Source organism: Bradyrhizobium sp. Kon56 (genome assembly GCF_055807635.1).
Genome location: NZ_JBVVOU010000008.1, coordinates 251,551 through 272,600 on the forward strand (window position 1 = coordinate 251,551; position 21,050 = coordinate 272,600).

Below are 21,050 nucleotides of genomic sequence, written 5' to 3' on the forward strand. Positions count from 1 at the left end.
GCAAGCCATTCCAGGGTATCCCAAGGTATCTTATGACCGATCCGTTCGATCTAGAGCGCTTTGTCCGGGCCCAGGACCCGGTCTATGGCGATGTCCAGGGGGAGCTGACCCGGGGCCGAAAGCAGAGCCACTGGATGTGGTTCGTCTTCCCGCAGGTCGCCGGTCTCGGCTTCAGCGCCATGTCCCAGCGCTACGCCATCACCTCCCGCGCCGAGGCCCAGGCCTATCTCGCCCACCCCATCCTCGGTCCGCGCCTGATCGAATGCACGCGGCTCGTGCTCGCCGTCGAGGGCCGGACCATCAACGCCATCCTCGGCGCGCCCGATGATGCCAAATTCCGCTCGTCGATGACGCTGTTCGACGCGGTGTCCGATGAGCCCGTTTTCGACGAGGCGCTCGCCCGGTATTTTTCGGACAAGCGCGATCAGGCAACGCTCGATATCCTCGCGGCCCTTGACCGACAGCCCAAGTGACCGCAGCCACCAGCGTAAACCCGGGATTAACATCGCCTGCCTATTGTCCGTGCAAATAATTTCCCGCGCCAGTTGCCGGACAGAATCATGAAAATCGGTACGCTCCTGACCACCGCCATCGTCTCGCTCTCGACAGTGGGCGGCGGCCTCGCCGTCTACGTCGCCGTGACGAAATACCAGACGATGGAACGGATCACCGAAGCGCAGGGGCGGCTGGCGATCGTCCGCGCCGTCAGCGACATCCCGCGCTACCTCAATCCCGAGCGCGGCTTTTCCACCAACATCCTCTATGGCCCTCCCGCGGTCGACCCGGCGCTGCTTGCCGAGCAGGACAAGCTGCGCAAGCAGACCGATGCCGCCCGCGACAGGATGAACGCGCTGCGCAAGGACCTGCCCGGCCCGTTCGATGACGGCAACACCACCGGCGGCAACATCGACGCCATCAATTCGAAGTTCACGGCGCTGCGCGAAGCCATCGACAAGGCGATGGCAGGCCCGCCGGAGGCGCGCAAGGATGCCGCCAAGAAGATCGTCGCCGACAACGCCGTGCTCAACGCCGGCGTGACCGCGCTGCTCAACGAGCAGGTTCGCCGCATGGCGATCCTCAACGGCGATGCCTACCGGCAGGCAAGCTACGCCAACATCGCGATGACATTGCGCGACGTGGGCGGCTTCAACTCCAGCCTGCACAAGAATCTCGTCGGCGGCAAGAAACCGGCGACCGATGCCGAGAAGGCCGAGATCAGCCGCTCGCAGGGCCGCAACGATCAGATCGTGATGTCGCTGCTGGAGTTGCGCGGCAATCCCGCAACGCCGGCGAACGTCGCCGCCGCGCTGGAAAAATTCAACGCGATCTACATCGAAGAGTTCGGCCGCGAGCTCAAGCTGGTGAAGGAGGGTGCGGTCACCGGCAAGTACGAACACGACATGGACACCTATTACACCGCCACGCAGCGCGGCCTCAGCACCATTATCGAGGTCCGCGACGCCTTCTACGACAACGCCGAGCAGATTCTCGCCGGTGCCTCCACTGCGGCCCACACCAGCTTCACCATCGCACTCGCGGGACTCCTCGCCGCGCTGATCGCCAGCGCCGGCCTCATCGTAACGGTCCGCCGCCGCGTCTGCGCCCCGATCGTCAACCTGACGACGCGGATGTCGCGGCTTGCCGAAGGCGAGGTCACGGAAGAGATTCCCGGCGCCGAGCGCTCCGATGAAATCGGTGCCATGGCCGCGGCGGTCCGGGTCTTCAAGGACAACATGATCAGGGCCGACAGCCTCGCGGCCGAGAAGCAAGCCGAGAACGACGGCAAGATGCGCCGCGCACAGGCGCTCGACGGGATCACCCGCGCGTTCGAAGCCAAGGTCACCGAGCTCGTCGGCGGACTGTCCCGCGCCTCAGCCACCATGGAGAGCACGGCGCAGTCGATGACCTCGACGGCTGCCCAGACCAACAGCCAGGCCGCCGTCGTCGCCGCCGCCTCACAGCAGACATCGAGCAACGTGCAGACGGTCGCGAGCGCCACCGAGGAGCTGACCTCTTCGATTTCGGAGATCGGCCGTCAAGTGGCCCAGTCCACCGAGATCGCGGCCCGCGCCGTCGACAACGCCCGCCGCACCGGCGACACCGCCCGTGCGCTGGCCGAGGGCGCGCAGAAGATCGGCGACGTCGTCACGCTGATCCAGAGCATCGCCGAGCAGACCAATTTGCTGGCGTTGAACGCGACCATCGAGGCCGCCCGCGCCGGCGACGCCGGCCGCGGCTTCGCGGTAGTTGCTGCCGAGGTGAAATCGCTGGCGGGCCAGACCGCCAAGGCCACCACCGAAATCTCCGAGCAGATTTCGGCGATCCAGGCCGCGAGCGACGAGACCGTCACCGCGATCCGCAACGTCGCCGACGTCATCGGCGAGATCGACCAGATCGGCACCGCGATCGCGGCCGCGATCGAGGAACAGGGCTCGGCGACCAAGGAGATCGCCCGCAGCGTCCAGGAAGCCGCGCGCGGCACCCAGGAGGTCAACACCAACATTTCAGGCGTGCAGCGCGCCGCCGACGACACCGGTACGGCCGCGCGGGAGGTGCTGGGCGCAGCCGAGCAGCTCTCGTCCCAGTCACGCGATCTCGCCGGACAGTTCGACCGCTTCCTCGGTGAGGTCAGGTCGGCGTAAGGGCTTAGTACGGCGGCGCCTTGCGCGCCCGCTGCGCCTTGGCCGCCTCGATCCACCATGCGAGATCGTCGGCGAAGCGCGGGAACGAGCGTTCCAGCGCCTTGCCGCCCTCGCCGATCGGTTCACCCGCTTCCGACAGCGTCTGTGCGATCGGGCCGACGCCGATGGTGCTCGACACCACCACCATGCCCATCTCCGACAACGTGCCATGCCAGGCGGTCGAGGCACGCGCGCCGGACAGGCGGCCGGCCGAGTAGCTCACGATCGCGGCTGGGCGCCAGAACCACTCCTCGAGGAAGTGGTCGGTAAGATTCTTCAGGCCCGGCTGGATGCCCCAATTGTATTCGCCGGTGACGAAGACGAAACCATCGGCGCCGCGGATCTCTCCGGCGAGCTTCTCCAGCGCCTCGGGTGCGGAGCCCTTGGGGTATTCCTTGTACATGCGATCGAGCATCGGCAGGCCGATCGCCTTGGCGTCGATAAACACGACGTCGTCGCCGCGGGCGCGCAGGCGATCGATGACGAAATTCGCCAGGCGTATGCCCATGCGGTCGGAACGGTAGGAACCGTAGAGGACGAGAATGCGATTGCTCATGGGCAGCAGTCTAGCACGGATCATCAGGCCGGCCCTCAACGTTTTGACGCGCTAAGTTCGCCGTCCGGATTCAAGCGTTTGCGACGGTGTCTCGCCGAACTGGTCGCGATAGCTTCTGGAGAAGTCGCCGAGATGCCAGAAGCCGAACGCCAGCGCGACGGCCTTGACACTATCGGCACCCGCGAGCAGCCGCTGACGCACCAGACACAGCCGCCGCAGGCGCAAGTAGCGGTGCAGGCTCATTCCACGATAGCGGCGGGCGACGTCGTGCATGGTGCGAACGGACAAGCCGAGTTTGCGCGCGATCTCGTCGCTGTAGATGGGCAGCGAGAGGTCGTCGGAAAGCAGCGCGCGGATGTCCTGAAAGACTTTGAAGTTGCGCTCGTCATTGGGGCGCAGGGTCCATCGCGCGGGAACGATACTTTCGAAAATTGCGTCCACAGCGCCGAGCAGGGTCTCCTTCATGCCGGCCGCCTTCAGCGGCAAGTCGGGCGAGGCGACGGGCTCCGACGCGGCTTCCAAGACTTCCCGGACCACACCGCGAAGCCGGCTCAAGCCCGCAGCGGTCGTTTCGAAGATGTTGAAGCAGAGGGTTGCTTGTGGCCAGCCGCGATCCGTCACCTCCGGCCTGAACACCACCGAGGCGATTTGCCGCTGCACCTCCTCGATGATGGTGTAAGCCGCGCCGCCGCTGCCGATGACGATAACGGGTCGTATACGCCGCGCGCCGTTGAATCGAACGGTCACGTCCAAATCGTCCATCGTGAATCCGATCGCGGTACAATTCTCGACGAGCTGTGCGTCGACGACCCGCGGAAATGCCCGCGTCAAATTCACGTCGCAGCCGGGTAGCGACAGAATACTCTGCTCGGCCGAAATCCTCCGTACAAAAGGCGTGAACTCGAAGTCGAGCCCTCGTATGGCGTTTCGAAATTCATCGACGTCGGTGAAGCGAAATACCTTTGGCGCCAGCGTCGGCGGATCATCACTTCTATTCATGGCAATGTGAACTTCGCGTCGCAACACACGCGTCCGGCGACGATGCCGGCCCGCTTCTGCGCTCCGTGTGCCTTAAGTCTGAAAGAATCACTTCGAACTATGCCGACCAGTTGGCGAGCGTCGAAGTCCAAGGACAAGGCGGCGCATCAAATCTCGCCAATTTTCGATAGCGTTTTCCGTGTGGCCAGCGGTGCAGATATACCTAGACGAGCAAAATCCAAACTTCAAATTAACGTCTGTCGGGCGGAATAGGTGCAGTTCGATAGTCCAAATTAATTTTAGGTCAGGCCCCTGCCATGATGGCAAATTCGCCTGCTGATGTTCTTGCTGAATTGGAAGAGGTGGTCGCAACCTACCCACCGCACCGTTGCGCACGCATTCTCGCCGGCATGGTGCAGTTGCTCACTGGCAGCCGCGGCCACTGCCGGGAATTGCTCGTCAACGTGGTCGACGGTGTTCTGCTGCGATTGACGGAACGGGTCGAGGCCAGCGCACTGGTTCAGCTCAGCACGGCGCTCGCGGAACTTGACATCGCGCCTCCCGAAACATTGTGGCGTCTCGCCTCGCACGATAGTCCGGACGTGGCATGTCCTGTGTTGCTCAAGTCGCGTGCACTTTCCGCAGCCGATCTCGAGGCTGTCATTGACTCCCGTGGCGAGTGGCATCGACGCGCGATCGCCGCGCGCAGCGACATCGCGCCGACGGTGACTGAGGCGCTGATCAAGCACGGCGGCCCGATCTGCCTTGACCTGATCAAGAACCAGGGAACGAAATTCTCCGACGCAGCCTATGCAGCGCTAATTGCCAAGGCCGACCAGGACGGCGAGATCGCGAAGGCGCTGGTGCTCCGGCCCGGCACGCCCGATCCGGTCGTGCGCAAGCTGCTCTCCGCCCCACCAGCCCGGAAGGCACCCGCCCCGTCCGTCGCAGCGCCGGTGCCGGAAGCGGAGCCGGCTCCGCCAAAGCGGCCTTGCCGGGCCGACTACGCGGGCGCGAGGCCGGAGATCGTCGCCCTCAACCGCGTCGGCAAGCTCAACGATTCCACGGTGAACCGCTTTGCGATCCGCGGCGAGACGGCCAATTTGTTCACGGCGCTGTCGGTGCTTTCAGGGGCGCCGCTCGAAATTATCGAGCATGTCGCGAGCGATGACGATTGCGAGGGGCTGGTCATGGCGTGCCGGGCGTCGCGGCTAAACTGGCAGACCACCCTTACCATCCTGAGCAACCGCAGCGGAAAAAGGCTCTCCTATTCCGAGCGCGAGCGCGCGCAACGGATCTTCGAGACGCTGCTTCTGTCCACCAGCCAATGGACAGTGCGATGGGGGCAAATAGTAGCAAACGCCAGCACAGGCGACCCGGGAAATTGCAGCCCGAAGATGGGGGTCAGCCGATGAAGTTCGACGGTCGCAAAGCGATGCGCGTAAAAATGGATCACAAGCAGCCTGTCAATCTAATGGGCTCGGACGGCACTTGGCGGCGCAGTTGCGTTTTGCTCGACATATCGCAAAGCGGTGCCAAGATCGAGGTCGAGGGCACGCTCGACGTGCTCCAGGCCAAGGAATTCTTCCTGCTGCTGTCCTCGACGGGGCTCGCCTACCGGCGCTGCGAACTGGTCTGGATCGACGGCACCACGGCCGGCGTGCACTTCGTCACCGCAGACGGCAAGAAGAAACCGGCAGCCTCTGTGCAGGCTGCCGCTCAGAACAAATAGGCCCAAGGATTCATCAGCCCGATCCAACTCCAGCATGATTCAGGTCAACCGTGCAGAACGCGCGAACTATATCCCGCCCCGTCAAAGGCGACGGCGGCATCCGAGAGAAGGAAGCGGCACGCCCATTCGTGCATGTGCTGGCTGACTCCTCGGAAAAATTGTCGAGCGTCTGTTCGATTCTCGAGCAACGGTTTGCCGTCGCAGGCGAACGGCTCGACGCAGAAGCCAAGCTGTCCCAGATGCCGTTCGCGATCGTCATCCGTGCGGAATTGCGTGACGTCCACACCATCGCGGCCATCAAGAAACGAGCCATAAAGTTCGCAAAGGCAACGAAGCGCATCTTCCTGGTCGAGCACCCCTCTCACATGAGTATCTCGCAGGCCTACGCGCTCGGGGCCACGCTCGTCCTTCCCGGGACGATCGACAAGATCAAGCTGCTGGCAGCGCTGGCTGATTCCGCCGAAGAGGCGTCTGCTTCCTCAGGTCAGGCGCCGCAGCAGGACAATGCCGTCGAGGCCGCGGCGACGGCGATCGCGTCGATGTTCACGGCCGTCGCGCTCGGCGAGCCCATCGATGTCGACGGCACGAAGGAAGCCGGCCGCAAGATCGCTGATCGCATCACCCAGCATGGCTTGTCCGAGTGGCTCACCACTGTGCGGCGCCACCACGAGGGAACCTACCAGCACTGCCTGCTCGTGACCGGCGTTGCGATCGACTTCGGACTGAGTCTCGGTGTGGGCCGCGCCGATCTCGAGCGGCTGTATTCGGCGGCCATGTTCCACGACCTCGGCAAGGCCCGGATCCCGCTTGCCATCCTCGACAAGCCCGGCCGTCTCGATCCGGCCGAACGTGCCATGATCGAGACTCACCCGATTGCGGGTTACGATTTCCTGAAAGACCACGACAATATCTCACCGGAGATCCTCGATGCCGTGCGGCATCATCACGAATTTCTTGACGGCAGCGGCTATCCGGATGCACTCGGGGCCGAGAGTATTGGCGACATCGTGCGGATTCTCACGATCTCGGACATCTTCGCGGCCCTGATCGAGTATCGGCACTACAAGCCGACGCTGCCACGCAGCGAAGCCTATGACATCCTATGCGGGATGAGCGGAAAGTTGGAGAAGGCGCTGCTGACCGCGTTCAGGCAGGTCGCTCTCACGAGGTAAGCGCAGCAACCCGTCTCGACCCCAGTCTAGTGCGCGGCGCGATGTCTGGTGCGGCGCGGAACGGTCCGGCAGGCGAGCCCTTCGGCCAGCAGCTTCATGTCCTCGTGCCGGCCGCTGCGGATCAGCCGGCCGAACTCTTCGGGTGTGAAAGGAAGACTTGGATCATCATCGATCGGACGCCGCACTCGCGGGCCGAAGAACCGTCGAACCAGGCTAGCGAGCCGCCGCATGTCAATTCCCTCGCGCCAGCATCAAACCTTTCAGTCCGCACATTGTTCCTCCTGCACGATCGAGATTGCAAGAGGCCGCCAAGCGGTCCGCACCAAAAATTTCGGCGAGAGAATAATCTCCTCTGCCCGCACTACTCGGCGAATCCGACGTAGCGCACGAAATCGTCGTTGCCCTCGCGATCGGAGCGCACCGCGTTCGCGGCAAAGTTGTCGTCAGGATAGCCCATCGCGACGCAGGTCATGATCACCTCGTCCTCCGGAATGTTTACGACCTCGCGCACGATGTCAGAGCGCATGATGCCCTGCCCGTTGATCACCGAACCGAGACCGCGGTCCCAGGCCGCGAGCACGATGCCGTAGCAGAGCGCGCCCAGGTCGAAATGGCAGACCGCGCCGGGATCGAGCACGCGGTCATAGGTCAAGACCAGCGACACCGGCGCATCGAACTGGCGGAAGCCGCGCAGCACCCAGTCCTGCCGCATCGGCTTGTCGTCGCGCGCGATCCCCATCGCGCCGAACAGTTTCTTGGCGACGTCGACTTGCCGGGTCCGGTGCACGCCCTGATACTCGCCGTGACTGACGATGTCGCGCTTCACCTTGGCGCCGCCAACCATCTCCTCCATGTTGCGTCGGCGCAGCCGTTCCAGCGGACCGCCCGTGAGCACGTGGACGTGCCAGGGCTGGGTGTTCATCGACGAGGGCGCACGCTTGGCGCTGTCGATGATCGCTTCGATCACCGCGCGCGGCACCGGCTCGTTCCTGAAGCCGCGCACGCTGCGGCGCGACTGGACCAGCGTTTCGAATTCCACCTCAAGACCTCCCTGCCCGTTCATCCCCTGGCGCGCCAACACGCGAGCGGTTGCCGATGCGGCGCGCAATATCTATGCTAACCCGCAAGCAAGACCAAGAACCCTGTGAGGATCCCATGAAAGCCAACATGGCTGCACCGCTCGATCCCGTCATCGCCCAGATCATTCCGCTGCTGCCAATGCGCGATGCCACGACGATGACGCCACAGAGCGCCCGCGATTCCTTGCGTGCACTGGCTGCCTCACGCGCGGCCATAGCGCCACCACCGGTCGACATCATCGCGGATATCAAGGTGAAAGGCGGCGCCGGTCCGCTGGATGCACGGGTCTACCGCGTCGGCACCACGCCGGCGCCGACCGTGGTGTTCTTCCATGGTGGCGGCTGGGTCGCGGGCGACCTCGAGACCCACGACCGGCAGGCACGCAACCTTGCGATCGAGACGGGCGCGGTCGTCGTCTCCGTCGATTATCGCCGTCCGCCCGAAACGCGTTTTCCCGGCGCGTTCGAGGACGCCTTTGCCGCGGTCAGCGACGTGTTTGGCCGCGTCGCGGAATTTGGCGGCGATGCAAAACGCTTCGGCGTTGCCGGCGACAGCGCCGGCGGCAATCTCGCCGCCACCACCGCGATCGCCTGCCGCGACGCCGGCATCAAGCTCGCGGCGCAACTCCTGGTCTACCCCGTGACCGACGTCCTCGGGAGTTATGCGGACGCGCGCGAGAACGCACGCTTCCCCTCGCGCGCCGAGAATGCCGAAGGCTACTTCCTCTCGCGCGCCGTGATGGAGTGGTTTTGCGGTCATTATCTCGCCGATCCCTCTCATGCGACCGACTGGCGCGTTTCACCGCTGCGCGCGGCTTCGCTCGCCGGCGTCGCGCCCGCGATCGTCACCACCGCCTGGTTCGATCCCCTGCGCGACGAAGGTGCAGCCTACGCACGGGCGCTGGAGGCAGCCGGTGTGCCGGTGAAGCATCATGAAGGCCCCGGCCTGATCCACGGCTATTTCGGCCTCGGCGACGCCTCCGAGGTGGCGCGAGCCGAAGCGCAGCGCGCACGCGCGGACTTCAAGGCGCTTCTCGCGCGCGGCGCCTGAGGGCGATATCCGGAGCGGCAGGATCGACCGCCGCGCCGGCCGGCGTTCAGGACTTGGCAGCGGGCACCTCGAAGAAGCCCGTCGCCTGAACGAGGCGGCCATCGTCGCCGAAACGGCCGAAGCTCTCGCCCGTGACGAACACGCGACCGGCGCCGTCATACATCGTCCAGCGAAAAAGCCCTTGATCATGGTGCTCGAGGAAGCTGTCATTCCTGAAATGCGCGCCAGGAAACTTGAGCTGGGTTTGACCGATGCGCGCCATCAAGGCGTCGCGTCCCTCAACCTGCGAGCCCGGATCGGTATACACGCAGTCCGCGACCACGCTTTGCTCGAGCAGCCGACGCCGCTCGTCCTCATCGATGGGTCCCCACGCCGCCTGATAGGTGTTCCAGGTCTTCAGTCGCGCTTCATCGTTCATCTCGCAGAACCTTTCGTGGCTTCATGCCGCTTTCGGTCATATTGACAATTATTGATACTTTGTCAATATGACCCGACGTTCAGTTCCGACGCTTGTGAGGCTCATGGCTCGTTCCAGCATTTCGAAAGAAGAGCTCGCCGTCGAGGCTGCGACGGAGGTCTTCTCCCGCTACGGCCATGCCCGCACGACGATGGGCGACATCGCCGCCAGGGCGGGAATGTCGCGGCCGGCGCTGTATTTGCTCTTCCCCGACAAGGACGCCGTGTTCGCGGCGGTGATCCAGCGAATGGACGAGCAGAAGCATCGGGAGATCAGGGCCGCAATCGCGCGCCTCGACGGCCTTCACGCCAGGCTGCTCCACGCCTGTAAATCCTGGGGATCGCATGGCTTCGACCTGATCGAGGCGCATCCCGATTCGGCAGATCTGTTCGACCTCCGTTTCCCCGCAGTTCGGAAGGTCTACGACAACTTCCAGTGTTTGGTCGCCGACCTCATCCGCGATCAGGTGAATGCCGCCGGGATAGCGGTCGAGCCGGAGGTGCTGGCGCGATGCCTGGTGTTCGGCATGCGGGGACTGCGCGAAACCGCCAGGAACGGCAAGGAGATGCGGCGGCTGATCGCCGTTCAGGTCACCACGCTCGTCAGAAGCATCAATGACGGCACTTGAGCTTCGAAGAGCCGCCTACCGCGCCTTCCCCGCCCGCTGCGCGTCGGTGTGCCCCCAAGTTTGGTCCCAATCCTGACCGGCGGCATCGACGACGCGGCCGTCGGCTTCGAAGAACTTGTTCGGCACCTGGAAGATCGCCAGGATCAGGGCGCCCTCCGGGCACCAGGCGGCATGCCGGCTGCCCGCCTCGCGCCAGATGAATTCGCCGGCCTTGCAGGTAATCCCCTTGGCCGGTCCCTCGTTGTCGACGAGAGCGCCCTCGATGACATAACTCTGCTCGACGCCGACATGCTCGTGATCGGGCAGCACCGATCCCGGCGCAAAGCGCATCAAGGCCGTCATCAGACCGCTGCTGCGATCGAACAGCAGCGTCTTGGCCTCGCAGCCGGGAAAGCGCGTCTTCTGCCATTCCATCTCTTGCGGCCGAACCAGGTGAGAATGCCGGTCAGAAGCGGCATCCGGCATGTTCGCAATCAGGGTCTCCATTACGATGCTCCCTTTCGGCTAAACTCGCCTGAAGCTAGCAGGATCGCCCGTCCCGGTCAGCGAGCAGTGCAGCAGGCGTCGGCCCTTTCGTACCCGCGGTCGGAAATCGCCAGCAAGACCGGGCGGCAGGCGCTCATCCAGCTTGATTGCGCCACGATTTCCGGCTCCAATCCGCGTGCCATTTCTGGTTTAGGGAGACAATCATGATGAAGCGGATTTTCCTGGCTGCGATCGTTGCCACGTTCGCAGCGGGTTCGGCCCTCGCGGAGGACACCTGCGAAAGCAAGGCGGTCGGCAAGGACGGCAAGGCCCTGGCTGGCGCCGCCAAGACCTCGTTCATGAAGAAGTGCAAAGCCGAAGCCTGCGCGCCCAAGGCCGTCAGCGCCGAGGGCAAGCCGCTCGCCGGCGCCGCCAAGAACAGCTTTATGAAGAAGTGCGAGATGGGCGCGTAAGGCGCCGCAAATTCGCTGCTGCTTTAGCGAGCAATCGCCAGACGAACTGCCACATGGCCGGGCTTGTCCCGGCCATTCGCGTGTGTGTTTCCGTGTGCCGGCTTCCAGACCAAATCATCCGAAAGCAGCGTCGCCCTAGACAGGAGCTCTCGACTGACCGATCATGCGGTGCTGAGCGAAACGGGGCGCATCGACAAGGCTTTCTAGCAAAGGGAACGTCAAGATGTGGCAACCTCGAGTGCGTCATCACTTCATCGCGGCAATGAGCTTGCTCTTCGCGCTGCTCATCGGACTTGAAGCCGCGAACGCGCGGGGCCCGGGACTGCCCAATGTCATGGTGCTCGCAACCGGCGGCACGATCGCCGGCAGCGGGGCGAGCAGCACCACCGTGGTCGGCTACACCGCCGCCACGGTGGGCATTGAGACGCTCCTGAATGCCGTCCCCGAACTGAAAACGGTGGCTAACGTCAAGGGCGAGCAGGTTTTCCAGATCGCCAGCGAGAACATGAACAATGACTACTGGCTCAAGCTTGCCAAGCGCGTCAACACGCTGCTCGCGCAGGACGACGTCGATGGCATTGTGATCACGCACGGGACCGATACGATCGAAGAAACCAGTTATTTTCTGGACCTCGTCGTCAAGAGCAAGAAACCTGTCGTCGTCGTCGGCGCGATGCGGCCGTCGACGGCGATCAGCGCGGATGGACCGATCAACCTCTTCAATGCGGTGATCCTCGCAGGCAGTGACGAGGCCGTCGGCAAGGGCGTGCTCGTTGCTCTCAACGATCAGATCAACGCGGCTCGCGATGTCACCAAGAACAACACCTCGACGGCGGACACCTTCCGTGCCCCGGAACTCGGCTTTCTCGGCTACATGCAGGGCAACAAGCCGTACTTCTATCGTCAATCGACGCGCCGGCACACGGCGGACTCCGAATTCGACGTCTCCAGCCTCGATGTCCTGCCGCAAGTCGACATCGTGTACGGCTACGCCAACATGAACCGGGTCGCGATCGACGCGTTTGTCGCCGCCCGGGCCAAGGGGATCGTGCATGCCGGGGTCGGTGACGGCAGCCTGGCTCGCCCCGCGGTCGAGCCAGCCCTCGACGAGGCCCGCAAGAAGGGTGTCGTGATCGTGCGCAGCAGCCGGGTCGGCAACGGCATCGTCGCGCGCAACGGCGAGGCCAAGGACGACGAGCACGACTTCGTCGTCTCGGATACGCTCAATCCTCAAAAGGCGCGCATTCTGCTGATGCTGGCGCTGACCAAGACGACCGACACCAAGGAAATCCAGCGGATGTTCTATACGTACTAAAGCGTTCGACGCGCGGGCGCTCCACGAACTCGTCTTGCCCGGGCTTGTCCCGGGCATCCACGTTTTTGTTTCGTGCAGCCATGGTCGTGGATGGCCGGGACAAGCCCGGCCATGACGGCGACCCAGTGGTCAATCCCGCTTGAAACGATAATCAAAGGCGGCGCCGAGCGGCCTGATCAGCCCGACCGTCGGCGCCGGGAAATGAATCGGCAGGATCAGCGTGTCGGTGTCGGCGACGGAAGCAAAAAACTTTCGCCGCGACACCGCGGACTGCTTCGCATCCCAATCCGGCTTGGCCGACCAGTCCGGCTCGCGGCACTGGATCTGATGATGCATGAGGTCGCCGGCGACCACCGCGCGGCGCCCCTTCGAAAAGATGTTCACGCAGCAATGGCAGGGCGAATGCCCCGGCGTCGGCGTCAGCGTGACGGTGTCGTCGAGCGCGTAATCGTCATCGACCAGCAGCGCTTGGCCTGCCTCGACGATCGGCAGGCAATTGTCGCGAAACACGGTGCCGGGCGGGTTGCGGCCCTTGGCATGCTCGGCCTCCCAGGCCGCATATTCACCCTTGTGGAAGACGTATTTCGCATTCGGAAACGTCGGCACCCAACGGCCATCGCGCAAGGTCGTGTTCCAGCCGGTGTGGTCGATATGAAGATGCGTGCAGAACACGTAGTCGATCTGCTCGAAGCCGATGCCGAGCGCGAACAGCTCGTTGCGCCAGCGTTCCTTGCCGGGAAAATCGAACGGCGGCGGATGGCCCTTGTCCTCGCCGGTGCAGGTGTCGACCAGGATGGTATAGCGCGGCGTGCGCACCACGAAGGTCTGATAGGTGATGACCATCATGCCGCGCGCGGCATCGAACACCTCCGGCTCCATGGTCGGCAGATGGTGCCTGAACACACCCTCGTCATAAGCCGGGAAAAAATCCTGCGGCCGCCGCCACGGCCCCTCCCGCTCGATCACCGCATCGATGGTGATGTCGCCGATCCGGAGTTGCTTCATGGCTATTTCGCTCCGCTTTTTTGAAACAGCGTAGCGAGAGCCCCTGAAACGTGCAAGCAAGCGAATGGATTGCAAATCTCTCGATCTGGTTGTAGCCCGGATGGAGCGAAGCGTAATCCGGGAAGGTGCTCGCGTGGTTCGCTATCGGCGCAATCTTCTCCCTGGTGGGACCTTCTTTTTCACCGTGACGCTGGATGATCGAAGATCATCCGTGTTGGTCGATCATGTGGACAAGCTGCGCCACGCATTCCGGGTGGCGCGCGCTGAAAGGCCATTCACGATCGAAGCAATCGTGGTCCTCCCTGATCATCTGCACGTCATCATGACGCTGCCGGACAATGACGCTGATTTTTCCGGCCGATGGCGGCGGATCAAGAGCTCCTTCACGCATCAACTGGCTGTTTCAGGTGCCCCCATCTCCCGCAATCGTCGGGGGGAGTTCTCTCTGTGGCAAAGGCGGTTTTGGGAGCACACGATTCGTGACGACGCCGATTTCGAACGCTGCGCCGACTACATCCACTTTAACCCGGCCAAGCACGGGTATGTCTCTTCGCCGGCAGACTGGCCGCATTCATCGCTTCACCGCTACGTCCGCGAAGGCGTGCTTCCGCCCGATTGGGGAGGAGCTGGAGAGATAGTTGGTAGCTTCGGCGAACGCGAAGACTGACCCGGATTACGCTTACGCTCCATCCGGGCTACGAGATTTCCACGGACTCCTGTCGCCCGGATGAGCGAAGCGACATCCGGGGCCGGACCATCCGCAGCGCACGACTAGCCACGCGGCACGAAACCCGGATTACGCTTCGCTCCATCCGGGCTACCGCCGATCACTACGACCGCAACCCCGGCGCTTCCTGCCCCGTGCGCGCGACATATTCGGTGTAGCCGCCGCCGAACTGGTGGATGCCTTCGGGCGTCAGCTCCAGCACGCGGTTCGACAGGACGCTGAGAAAATGCCGGTCATGCGAGACGAACAGCATGGTGCCCTCGAAATCCGACAGCGCCGTAATCAGCATCTCCTTGGTGGCGAGGTCGAGATGGTTGGTCGGCTCGTCCAGCACCAGGAAGTTCGGGGGATCGAACAGCATCTTGGCCATCACCAGGCGCGCCTTCTCGCCGCCCGAGAGCACGCGGCAGCGCTTCTCGACGTCGTCGCCGGAGAAGCCGAAGCAGCCGGCGAGCGCGCGCAGGGAGCCCTGCCCCGCGGTCGGAAACGCATATTCGAGTGACTCGAACACCGTCTGCTCGCCGTCGAGCAAATCCATCGCGTGCTGCGCGAAATAGCCCATTTTGACGCTGCCGCCGACTGCAACGGTGCCCTCGTCCGGCTCGCTCGCACCGGCGACGAGCTTGAGTAGCGTCGATTTGCCGGCGCCGTTGACGCCCATCACGCACCAGCGCTCCCTGCGGCGGATCATGAAATCGAGCCCGTCATAGATCCGCTTGCTGCCGTAGCCCTTGAAGACCTTTTTGAGCGCAACGACGTCCTCGCCCGAGCGCGGCGCCGGTGGGAAGTCGAACGCCACCGTCTGGCGGCGGCGCGGCGGCTCCACCCGCTCGATCTTGTCGAGCTTCTTCACCCGGCTCTGAACCTGCGCCGCATGAGATGCGCGCGCCTTGAACCGCTCGATGAATTTGATCTCCTTGGCGAGCATGGCCTGCTGGCGCTCGAACTGCGCCTGTTGCTGCTTCTCGCTCAACGCCCGCTGCTGCTCGTAGAATTCGTAATTGCCGGCGTAGGTCGTAAGCGAGCCGGAATCGATCTCGACCACTTTCGAGATCACGCGGTTGATAAACTCGCGGTCGTGCGAGGTCATCAGCAGCGTGCCTTCGTAGTCGTGCAAGAACTTCTCCAGCCAGATCAGGCTTTCTAGATCGAGATGGTTGCTGGGTTCGTCGAGCAGCATGACGTCGGGACGCATCAAGAGAATACGCGCCAGCGCCACGCGCATCTTCCAGCCGCCGGAGAGTTTTCCGACGTCGCCGTCCATCATCTCCTGGCTGAAGCCGAGGCCGGATAGCGCCTCGCGCGCACGGCCGTCGAGCGCGTAGCCGTCGAGCTCCTCGAACGCGTGCTGCACCTCGCCGTACCGCGCGATGATCTCGTCCATCTGGTCGGCCTTGTCGGGATCGGCCATCGCGGTCTCGAGCTCGCGCAGCTCGGCGGCCACCGCACTCACCGGTCCCGCCCCGTCCATGACCTCGGCCACGGCGCTGCGGCCGGCCATCTCGCCGACATCCTGGTTGAAATAGCCGATGGTGATGCCGCGATCGGTCGAGACCTGCCCCTCATCGGGCAGTTCCTCGCCGGCGATCATCCGGAACAGCGTGGTCTTGCCCGCGCCGTTCGGGCCGACGAGCCCGATCTTCTCGCCCTTGTTGAGGGCGGCGGACGCTTCGATGAACAGGATCTGGTGGCCGGCTTGCTTGCTGACGTTGTCGAGGCGGATCATGAGGTCTTTTTGGGGGATTGTTGCGTTGCAGCGTCATAGGCCATGCAGGCCGCCAGGGGAAGCCCGGCCGAGCCCGTGTTGTCTGCTCGGAGAGACCTTGGCCGCACGCCGAAGTTGCTGCCTGTGGCTGAAATGACGCACGCCGCCAGCAATGGCCTCGGCTGCGAACAACGGTTCATTGTTCCAGGGGTTCCACTCCGATAGCGTCGCCATGTCGTGCCGCCAATGGCCTGGCAGTCAACAAGACGTCAGGTGGGCAAGTGTCGGGATTTCGGCGGATTTCAACCAAGCGGGCAGCGTGGCTGGCTTCGACTGCCTTGGCGGCGACGCTGGCCGGTACGGCGGCGGCGCAGGCCGCAGATTCGACCTGGTCGACCAGCCCAGGCACGGGCGACTTCAACACCGCCGCCAATTGGAGCCCGGCCGTGGTGCCAACTGGCACCGCGTTCTTTGGCACCTCCAGCACGACGGCAGTTTCATTCTCGGCCGACGCCAGCTTCGGCGGCTGGACCTTCAACAGCGGCGCGTCGACTTACCACTTCACCAATAGCCGGTCTCTTTCCTTCATCGACGCTGGTATCAATGCCCAGGGCGGCCAAGCCTTTATACGCAACGACACAAATGCTCTGAATTTCTACAACAGCAGCACGGCCGGCGCAGGAGTTGCTCCTGCAACTCAATTTGACATCCAGAACGGCGGCAGCGTCAACTTTTACGACACCAGCACGGCCGGTAATTCCCGCATTAGCTTAGGCGGCGGTGGCGCTGCCAACAGGATCTATTTCAACAATTCTAGCACGGCCGGGAACGCGCAAATCAACGCCTTCAGCGGCAGCCCCGCTGTGGTGTTCAAGGACACCAGCTCAGCCGGCACTGCAAGGTTCTTGGTGAACAGCACCGCCACGTTCATCAACGCGAGCAGCGCCGGCAGCGCAGCATTCAACGGCAGTGGCGTTCTGCAATTCTTCAATAACAGCACAGCCAGCAGCGCCGATGTCACCCTGCAATTGGTCCAGTTTTTCGACGCGAGCAGTGGCGGCAATGCAACTCTGAGGACTTTTGCGGGCGGTGTCGTTGATTTCTCGGCCCTAACATCCGCGGGGACGACTGCCGGCTCGATCAGTGGCACGGGCACGTTCAACTTTGGCACGAAAACGATCACGGTTGGCGGCAACAACCAGTCGACCACAGTTGCTGGTACGATCGAAGGAATCGGCGGTGCGCTGGTCAAGACCGGCACCGGCATGCTGACGCTGTCGGGCACAAACACCTACGCGGGCGGCACCACGATTTCCGCAGGAACCTTGCAGATCGGCGATGGCGGCACCATCGGCTCGGTCCTCGGCAACATCACCAACAACGCGGCGCTAATTTTCAACCGCTCGGATGCGGTCACCTTTGGCAACGCCATCGGCGGCAGCGGATTGGTCTCCAAGCAGGGCACCGGCACGCTGACGCTGTCGGGCACAAACACCTACACCGGCGGCACGACTGTCAACGCAGGTGTGCTTGTGGTGAACGGCTCGATCGCATCGTCGGTGCTGACCGCCGTCAGCAGCGGCGCCACGCTGTCGGGAATCGGCACCGCCGGCAATACGGTTATCAACAGCGGCGGCACGCTGGCGGCGGGTGACGGCTTCGCAGGTACGTCGCTGAACGTAACCGGCAGTCTCGCCCTTCAGTCCGGCGCCATCTACATGGTGCAGATCAACCCCGCAACGTCGAGCTTCACCGACGTGACGGGAACGGCCACGCTGGGCGGAGCAACCGTCAAGGCGACCTACGCCAATGGCAACTACGTCGCCAAGCAGTACACGATCGTGACAGCAGGCAGCGTCAGCGGCACGTTCGGATCGGTGGTCGACACCAACCTGCCCACGAACTTCCACACGACGCTGAGCTATGATCCCACCCACGCCTATCTGAACCTGGTCCTGAACTTTGTCCCGCCAGGCGGCGGATTGAGCGGCAACCAGAACGGCGTCGGCAATGCCATCGTCGGCTACTTCAACACCAATGGCGGCATTCCGCTGGTCTATAGCGGGCTGACACCGGCCGGCCTGACCCAGGCCTCGGGCGAGACCGCGACGGGGTCGCAGCAGACCACTTTCAACGCCATGACCCAGTTCATGAGCATCATGACCGATCCGTTCACGCCCGGACGCGGCGACGGCGTCCATGCGCCGGCCTATGCCGAGGATAATGTTGCCGCCAACGCCTACGCCTCGTCAGGCAAGCCGCGCAGCAAGAACGAGCGCGACGCTTATGCCGCGATCTACAGCAAGGCGCCGCTGCGGAGCAATTACGATCCGCGCTGGAGCGTGTGGGCGGCCGGCTTCGGCGGCGCGCAAACCACCGATGGCAACCTCGCGGCAGGCTCCAACACCAGCACCAGCCGCATCTTCGGCATGGCGGCCGGTGCCGACTATATCCTTTCACCCAACACCGTCGCAGGCTTTGCGCTCGCTGGTGGCGGCACCAGTTTCAACGTCGTCAATGGCGGCAGCGGTCGCTCCGACCTATTCGAGGCCGGCGCCTTCGTGCGCCACAATGTCGGCGCGGCCTATGTCTCGGGCGCGCTGGCCTATGGCTGGCAGGACGTCACCACCGACCGCACCGTGACGATTGCCGGGGTCGATCGCTTGCGCGCGCAGTTCAATGCGAACGCCTATTCCGGTCGCCTCGAAGGCGGCTATCGCATCGTGACGCCGTGGATCGGCGGCATCGGCCTCACGCCCTATGCGGCCGGGCAGTTCACAACGTTCGACCTGCCTGCCTATGCCGAGTCCGTCGTCTCCGGCACCAACACCTTTGCGCTGGCCTATGGCTCCAAGAGCGTCACGGACAGCAGGAGCGAACTCGGCATCCGCGCCGACAAATCCTGGGCGATGCCGAACGCGATCCTCACCTTGCGCGGCCGTGCGGCCTGGGCGCACGACTTCAACCCGGATCACGCCATCAACTCCGCCTTCCAGGCGCTGCCCGGCACCAGCTTCACCGTCAACGGCGCAAGGCAGGCCAGCGAGTCCGCGCTGACGACGGCGTCCCTCGAAATGAAATGGATGAACGGCTGGTCTGCGGCAGGCACCTTCGAGGGCGAGTTCTCCGAGGTCACGCGCTCCTACGCCGGCAAGGGCGTGGTCAGATACGCCTGGTGAGAGGCGTCCTCCCAGAAGCTTACGGCTTGTAGACCTCGACCGTCTGCATCATGCCCATCTCCTCATGGTTCATCATGTGGCAGTGGAGCATGTAGACACCGGTGAAATCGATAAAGCGCGAGCGGAACACGACCACGCCGCCCTTGCGCTCCACGATCACGGAATCCCGCCATTCCGGCACCGCCAGCGCCTTGCCGTTGGCCGAGATCACCTGGAACGGGTTGGTGTGGATGTGGAAGACGTGGTCGTCATGCTCATGCGTATTGACGATGGTCCACTCCTCGACCGCGCCCAGCTTGACCCGCTGATCGATGCGGCCGGGGTCGAACTTCTTGCCGTCGACGAAGAACTCGAATTCCTGCCAATGGCCGGCGGCATCGGCCTCCGGCGCGGTGGCCGACAGCACCACCTTGCGGCGGTTGGTGATCTCGGAGTCCTTGATGGTCGCGAGCGGCGCTGGTGGCAGGGCGCGCGGCAGCTGCATGTCCATCGGCGCGCCTGACACCACGACCCGCGCCAGAGGCCCCACCGGCGAAGGATGCCCCTGGTCGTAGGGCGCCGCGTTGAAGGCGTAGGTGCCGGGGCTGCCTGCTTTCACCAGAATATCGGCGCGCTGCCCCGGCGCGATCAGGACCTGCTTGAGCGGCTGCATGGCACCGAGCTGGATGCCGTCATAGGCGATCGCATGCAGATCGTGCTTCTCGAGGTCGAGCAGCATGTCGTCCTGATAGGCGGCGTTCAGGATGCGCCAACGCTGCACCTCGCCGGGCCGCATCTCGATCATTGGCCGGCGCTGGCCGTTGATGGCGAGAAAGCGCGTCGCAGTCTCGGGAAACAGCGTCTCGAAATTTTCGACCATGCCGTTGGCATCGTAGACCACCTGGGTCAGCACCATGAGGCGTTCGCGGGCTGTCGCGATCTCGGGGACGTCGACGAAATCGCCCTCGATGACGACGGCGCCGACCATGCCGGAGGACATCTGGATGTCGGCGCTGCCGTGGTGATGCGGGTGATACCAGTAGGTGCCCCTGGTGTGGTCGGCCGGCAGGGTGATTTCGATGTTGTAGCTGCGGCCCGGCGCCATCGAGCGCATGACGTTGTCGGAAATCCCGCTCGGGCTGGTATGCGCGCCGTGGAAGTGGAAATTGGTGTTGTTGAACTGGTGCGGATGGCTGATGTCGGCCGGCAATCCATCGCGGTTCGGCGGCAAATCGTTGATCATCTTGATGCGCAGGGTTTCGCCGGGCTTCATGCGCAAGGTCGGGCCGGGGCTGCCGCCGTCATAGGATCTGACATAGAGCCGGACGCCGCCGATCTGGCGATAGGCGTAGCCGACCCGCAACGTCGTGCTCAGCACGCCATTGACGGACCGCCGCACCTCGGGCTCGACCAGCGCCTGGTCCATGGCAGGAACGGGCGTTTCAGCGACCATCCCCATGGTCGGCGACATGTCCGCGGTGTGGGACATGCCAGCATGGTCGTGCACGGCGTGCTGGGCGTTCGCGGCACCTGCGAACAGCGACAACGCGCCGGCTTTGAGACCGCAATCGAGCAACTGGCGGCGCGACAATGTCATAGTCCCTGTCACGCTGGTGACTGAAGCTGCACCGTTCGAATCGTGCTGCATTTGCGTTTCGCCCCCTGTTGCCTGACGGTCTTCCGTTCGATTCGATTTTAAAGCAAGCTCGAAACCGCAATTCGAGCCGTAAGCGTATCACATTCATTGGTTGTAAACCTCCTCGCCCGTTCTATCGTCAATGGATCGTAATGGATTCGGCGCTCGCGCTGGTCCGTGGCCTGCGTACATCGAATGCTGCCAGCATCCCGATGTTCTCGAAACTCTGTCC

At 63.6% G+C, this 21,050-nt stretch carries 22 protein-coding genes; 11 read left to right on the top strand and 11 right to left on the bottom strand.

What is annotated here, in order from left to right; all coding sequences use genetic code 11:
• The first annotated feature begins 32 nt into the window (after nt 1-32).
• Both AC0L3B_RS16155 and AC0L3B_RS16160 read left to right on the top strand, forming a co-directional pair.
• Nucleotides 33-473, top strand: a complete 441-nt coding sequence (locus AC0L3B_RS16155; protein WP_018454555.1) for a DUF1810 domain-containing protein — start codon at nt 33-35, stop codon at nt 471-473.
• Nucleotides 474-560: 87 nt separating this feature from the next.
• A complete protein-coding gene (locus AC0L3B_RS16160; RefSeq protein WP_473380712.1) occupies nt 561-2,642 on the top strand; it encodes a methyl-accepting chemotaxis protein in 2,082 nt (693 codons plus the stop codon).
• Nucleotides 2,643-2,646: 4 nt separating this feature from the next.
• On the opposite strand, the gene AC0L3B_RS16165 is transcribed toward AC0L3B_RS16160, so the two are convergent.
• Nucleotides 2,647-3,237, bottom strand: a complete 591-nt coding sequence (locus tag AC0L3B_RS16165; protein WP_085353019.1) for an NADPH-dependent FMN reductase — start codon at nt 3,235-3,237, stop codon at nt 2,647-2,649.
• A 51-nt stretch (nt 3,238-3,288) separates the two neighbouring features.
• Nucleotides 3,289-4,236: an AraC family transcriptional regulator gene (locus AC0L3B_RS16170; protein WP_377790494.1), complete on the bottom strand. Its 948-nt coding sequence runs from the start codon at nt 4,234-4,236 to the stop codon at nt 3,289-3,291.
• 296 nt (nt 4,237-4,532) lie between these two features.
• Here AC0L3B_RS16170 and AC0L3B_RS16175 point away from each other — a divergent pair, with 296 nt between their 5' ends.
• From AC0L3B_RS16175 to AC0L3B_RS16185, 3 genes are read left to right on the top strand one after another with little or no spacing between them, the layout of a single operon-like run.
• The gene (locus tag AC0L3B_RS16175; protein WP_473380713.1) at nt 4,533-5,630 is read left to right on the top strand and encodes a DUF2336 domain-containing protein; all 1,098 of its coding nucleotides are present in this window, start codon (nt 4,533-4,535) and stop codon (nt 5,628-5,630) included.
• Nucleotides 5,627-5,947 carry a PilZ domain-containing protein gene (locus AC0L3B_RS16180; RefSeq protein WP_018456358.1) on the top strand — a complete coding sequence of 107 codons (321 nt, stop codon included), beginning with the start codon at nt 5,627-5,629 and terminating at the stop codon, nt 5,945-5,947. Before AC0L3B_RS16175 ends, AC0L3B_RS16180 begins: the two co-directional genes overlap by 4 nt.
• Before the next feature lie 50 nt (nt 5,948-5,997).
• Nucleotides 5,998-7,119 carry an HD-GYP domain-containing protein gene (locus AC0L3B_RS16185; RefSeq protein WP_085353014.1) on the top strand — a complete coding sequence of 374 codons (1,122 nt, stop codon included), beginning with the start codon at nt 5,998-6,000 and terminating at the stop codon, nt 7,117-7,119.
• Between the two features lie 26 nt (nt 7,120-7,145).
• Here the strand turns inward: AC0L3B_RS16185 and AC0L3B_RS16190 are convergent, their stop codons facing one another.
• Nucleotides 7,146-7,349, bottom strand: coding sequence for a hypothetical protein (locus AC0L3B_RS16190; RefSeq protein ID WP_018456356.1), 204 nt, complete (start codon nt 7,347-7,349; stop codon nt 7,146-7,148).
• Between the two features lie 131 nt (nt 7,350-7,480).
• A complete protein-coding gene (locus AC0L3B_RS16195; protein ID WP_026233152.1) occupies nt 7,481-8,158 on the bottom strand; it encodes a nitroreductase in 678 nt (225 codons plus the stop codon).
• Nucleotides 8,159-8,286: 128 nt separating this feature from the next.
• Between AC0L3B_RS16195 and AC0L3B_RS16200 the strand changes: the two genes are divergently transcribed.
• The gene (locus AC0L3B_RS16200; protein WP_026233151.1) at nt 8,287-9,249 is read left to right on the top strand and encodes an alpha/beta hydrolase; all 963 of its coding nucleotides are present in this window, start codon (nt 8,287-8,289) and stop codon (nt 9,247-9,249) included.
• Nucleotides 9,250-9,295: 46 nt separating this feature from the next.
• Here AC0L3B_RS16200 and AC0L3B_RS16205 read toward each other — a convergent pair whose 3' ends face one another.
• Nucleotides 9,296-9,667, bottom strand: a complete 372-nt coding sequence (locus AC0L3B_RS16205) for a nuclear transport factor 2 family protein (protein WP_018456353.1) — start codon at nt 9,665-9,667, stop codon at nt 9,296-9,298.
• 103 nt (nt 9,668-9,770) lie between these two features.
• Between AC0L3B_RS16205 and AC0L3B_RS16210 the strand changes: the two genes are divergently transcribed.
• Nucleotides 9,771-10,334: a TetR/AcrR family transcriptional regulator gene (locus AC0L3B_RS16210; protein ID WP_018456352.1), complete on the top strand. Its 564-nt coding sequence runs from the start codon at nt 9,771-9,773 to the stop codon at nt 10,332-10,334.
• Nucleotides 10,335-10,349: 15 nt separating this feature from the next.
• Here AC0L3B_RS16210 and AC0L3B_RS16215 read toward each other — a convergent pair whose 3' ends face one another.
• Complete coding sequence (locus AC0L3B_RS16215) at nt 10,350-10,820, bottom strand: cupin domain-containing protein (RefSeq protein ID WP_018456351.1); 471 nt, start codon at nt 10,818-10,820, stop codon at nt 10,350-10,352.
• 203 nt (nt 10,821-11,023) lie between these two features.
• On the opposite strand from AC0L3B_RS16215, the gene AC0L3B_RS16220 reads away from it, so the two are divergent.
• Together AC0L3B_RS16220 and AC0L3B_RS16225 are read left to right on the top strand one after the other, a co-directional pair.
• Complete coding sequence (locus AC0L3B_RS16220; protein WP_018456350.1) at nt 11,024-11,272, top strand: hypothetical protein; 249 nt, start codon at nt 11,024-11,026, stop codon at nt 11,270-11,272.
• A gap of 223 nt (nt 11,273-11,495) precedes the next feature.
• Entirely contained in the window at nt 11,496-12,587 is a 1,092-nt protein-coding gene (locus AC0L3B_RS16225; RefSeq protein ID WP_026233150.1) for a type II asparaginase, read from the top strand.
• Nucleotides 12,588-12,716: 129 nt separating this feature from the next.
• Here the strand turns inward: AC0L3B_RS16225 and AC0L3B_RS16230 are convergent, their stop codons facing one another.
• Nucleotides 12,717-13,592 (bottom strand): MBL fold metallo-hydrolase, encoded by an 876-nt coding sequence (locus AC0L3B_RS16230; RefSeq protein ID WP_018456348.1) that lies wholly within the window; start codon nt 13,590-13,592, stop codon nt 12,717-12,719.
• A 133-nt stretch (nt 13,593-13,725) separates the two neighbouring features.
• Between AC0L3B_RS16230 and AC0L3B_RS16235 the strand changes: the two genes are divergently transcribed.
• The gene (locus tag AC0L3B_RS16235; RefSeq protein ID WP_026233149.1) at nt 13,726-14,259 is read left to right on the top strand and encodes an REP-associated tyrosine transposase; all 534 of its coding nucleotides are present in this window, start codon (nt 13,726-13,728) and stop codon (nt 14,257-14,259) included.
• A gap of 163 nt (nt 14,260-14,422) precedes the next feature.
• Here AC0L3B_RS16235 and AC0L3B_RS16240 read toward each other — a convergent pair whose 3' ends face one another.
• The 3 genes from AC0L3B_RS16240 to AC0L3B_RS16250 all read right to left on the bottom strand — a co-directional run bounded on the left by AC0L3B_RS16240 (nt 14,423) and on the right by AC0L3B_RS16250 (nt 17,291).
• The gene (locus AC0L3B_RS16240; RefSeq protein ID WP_204511036.1) at nt 14,423-16,045 is read right to left on the bottom strand and encodes an ABC-F family ATP-binding cassette domain-containing protein; all 1,623 of its coding nucleotides are present in this window, start codon (nt 16,043-16,045) and stop codon (nt 14,423-14,425) included.
• 175 nt (nt 16,046-16,220) lie between these two features.
• The gene (locus tag AC0L3B_RS16245; RefSeq protein ID WP_157642967.1) at nt 16,221-16,562 is read right to left on the bottom strand and encodes a hypothetical protein; all 342 of its coding nucleotides are present in this window, start codon (nt 16,560-16,562) and stop codon (nt 16,221-16,223) included.
• Between the two features lie 261 nt (nt 16,563-16,823).
• Nucleotides 16,824-17,291 carry a hypothetical protein gene (locus tag AC0L3B_RS16250; RefSeq protein ID WP_473380714.1) on the bottom strand — a complete coding sequence of 156 codons (468 nt, stop codon included), beginning with the start codon at nt 17,289-17,291 and terminating at the stop codon, nt 16,824-16,826.
• Between AC0L3B_RS16250 and AC0L3B_RS16255 the strand changes: the two genes are divergently transcribed.
• The gene (locus tag AC0L3B_RS16255; RefSeq protein WP_473380715.1) at nt 17,290-19,203 is read left to right on the top strand and encodes an autotransporter family protein; all 1,914 of its coding nucleotides are present in this window, start codon (nt 17,290-17,292) and stop codon (nt 19,201-19,203) included. The genes AC0L3B_RS16250 and AC0L3B_RS16255 overlap by 2 nt on opposite strands.
• Before the next feature lie 19 nt (nt 19,204-19,222).
• Here AC0L3B_RS16255 and AC0L3B_RS16260 read toward each other — a convergent pair whose 3' ends face one another.
• Complete coding sequence (locus AC0L3B_RS16260; protein WP_473380716.1) at nt 19,223-20,779, bottom strand: multicopper oxidase family protein; 1,557 nt, start codon at nt 20,777-20,779, stop codon at nt 19,223-19,225.
• Nucleotides 20,780-21,050: the final 271 nt, after the last annotated feature.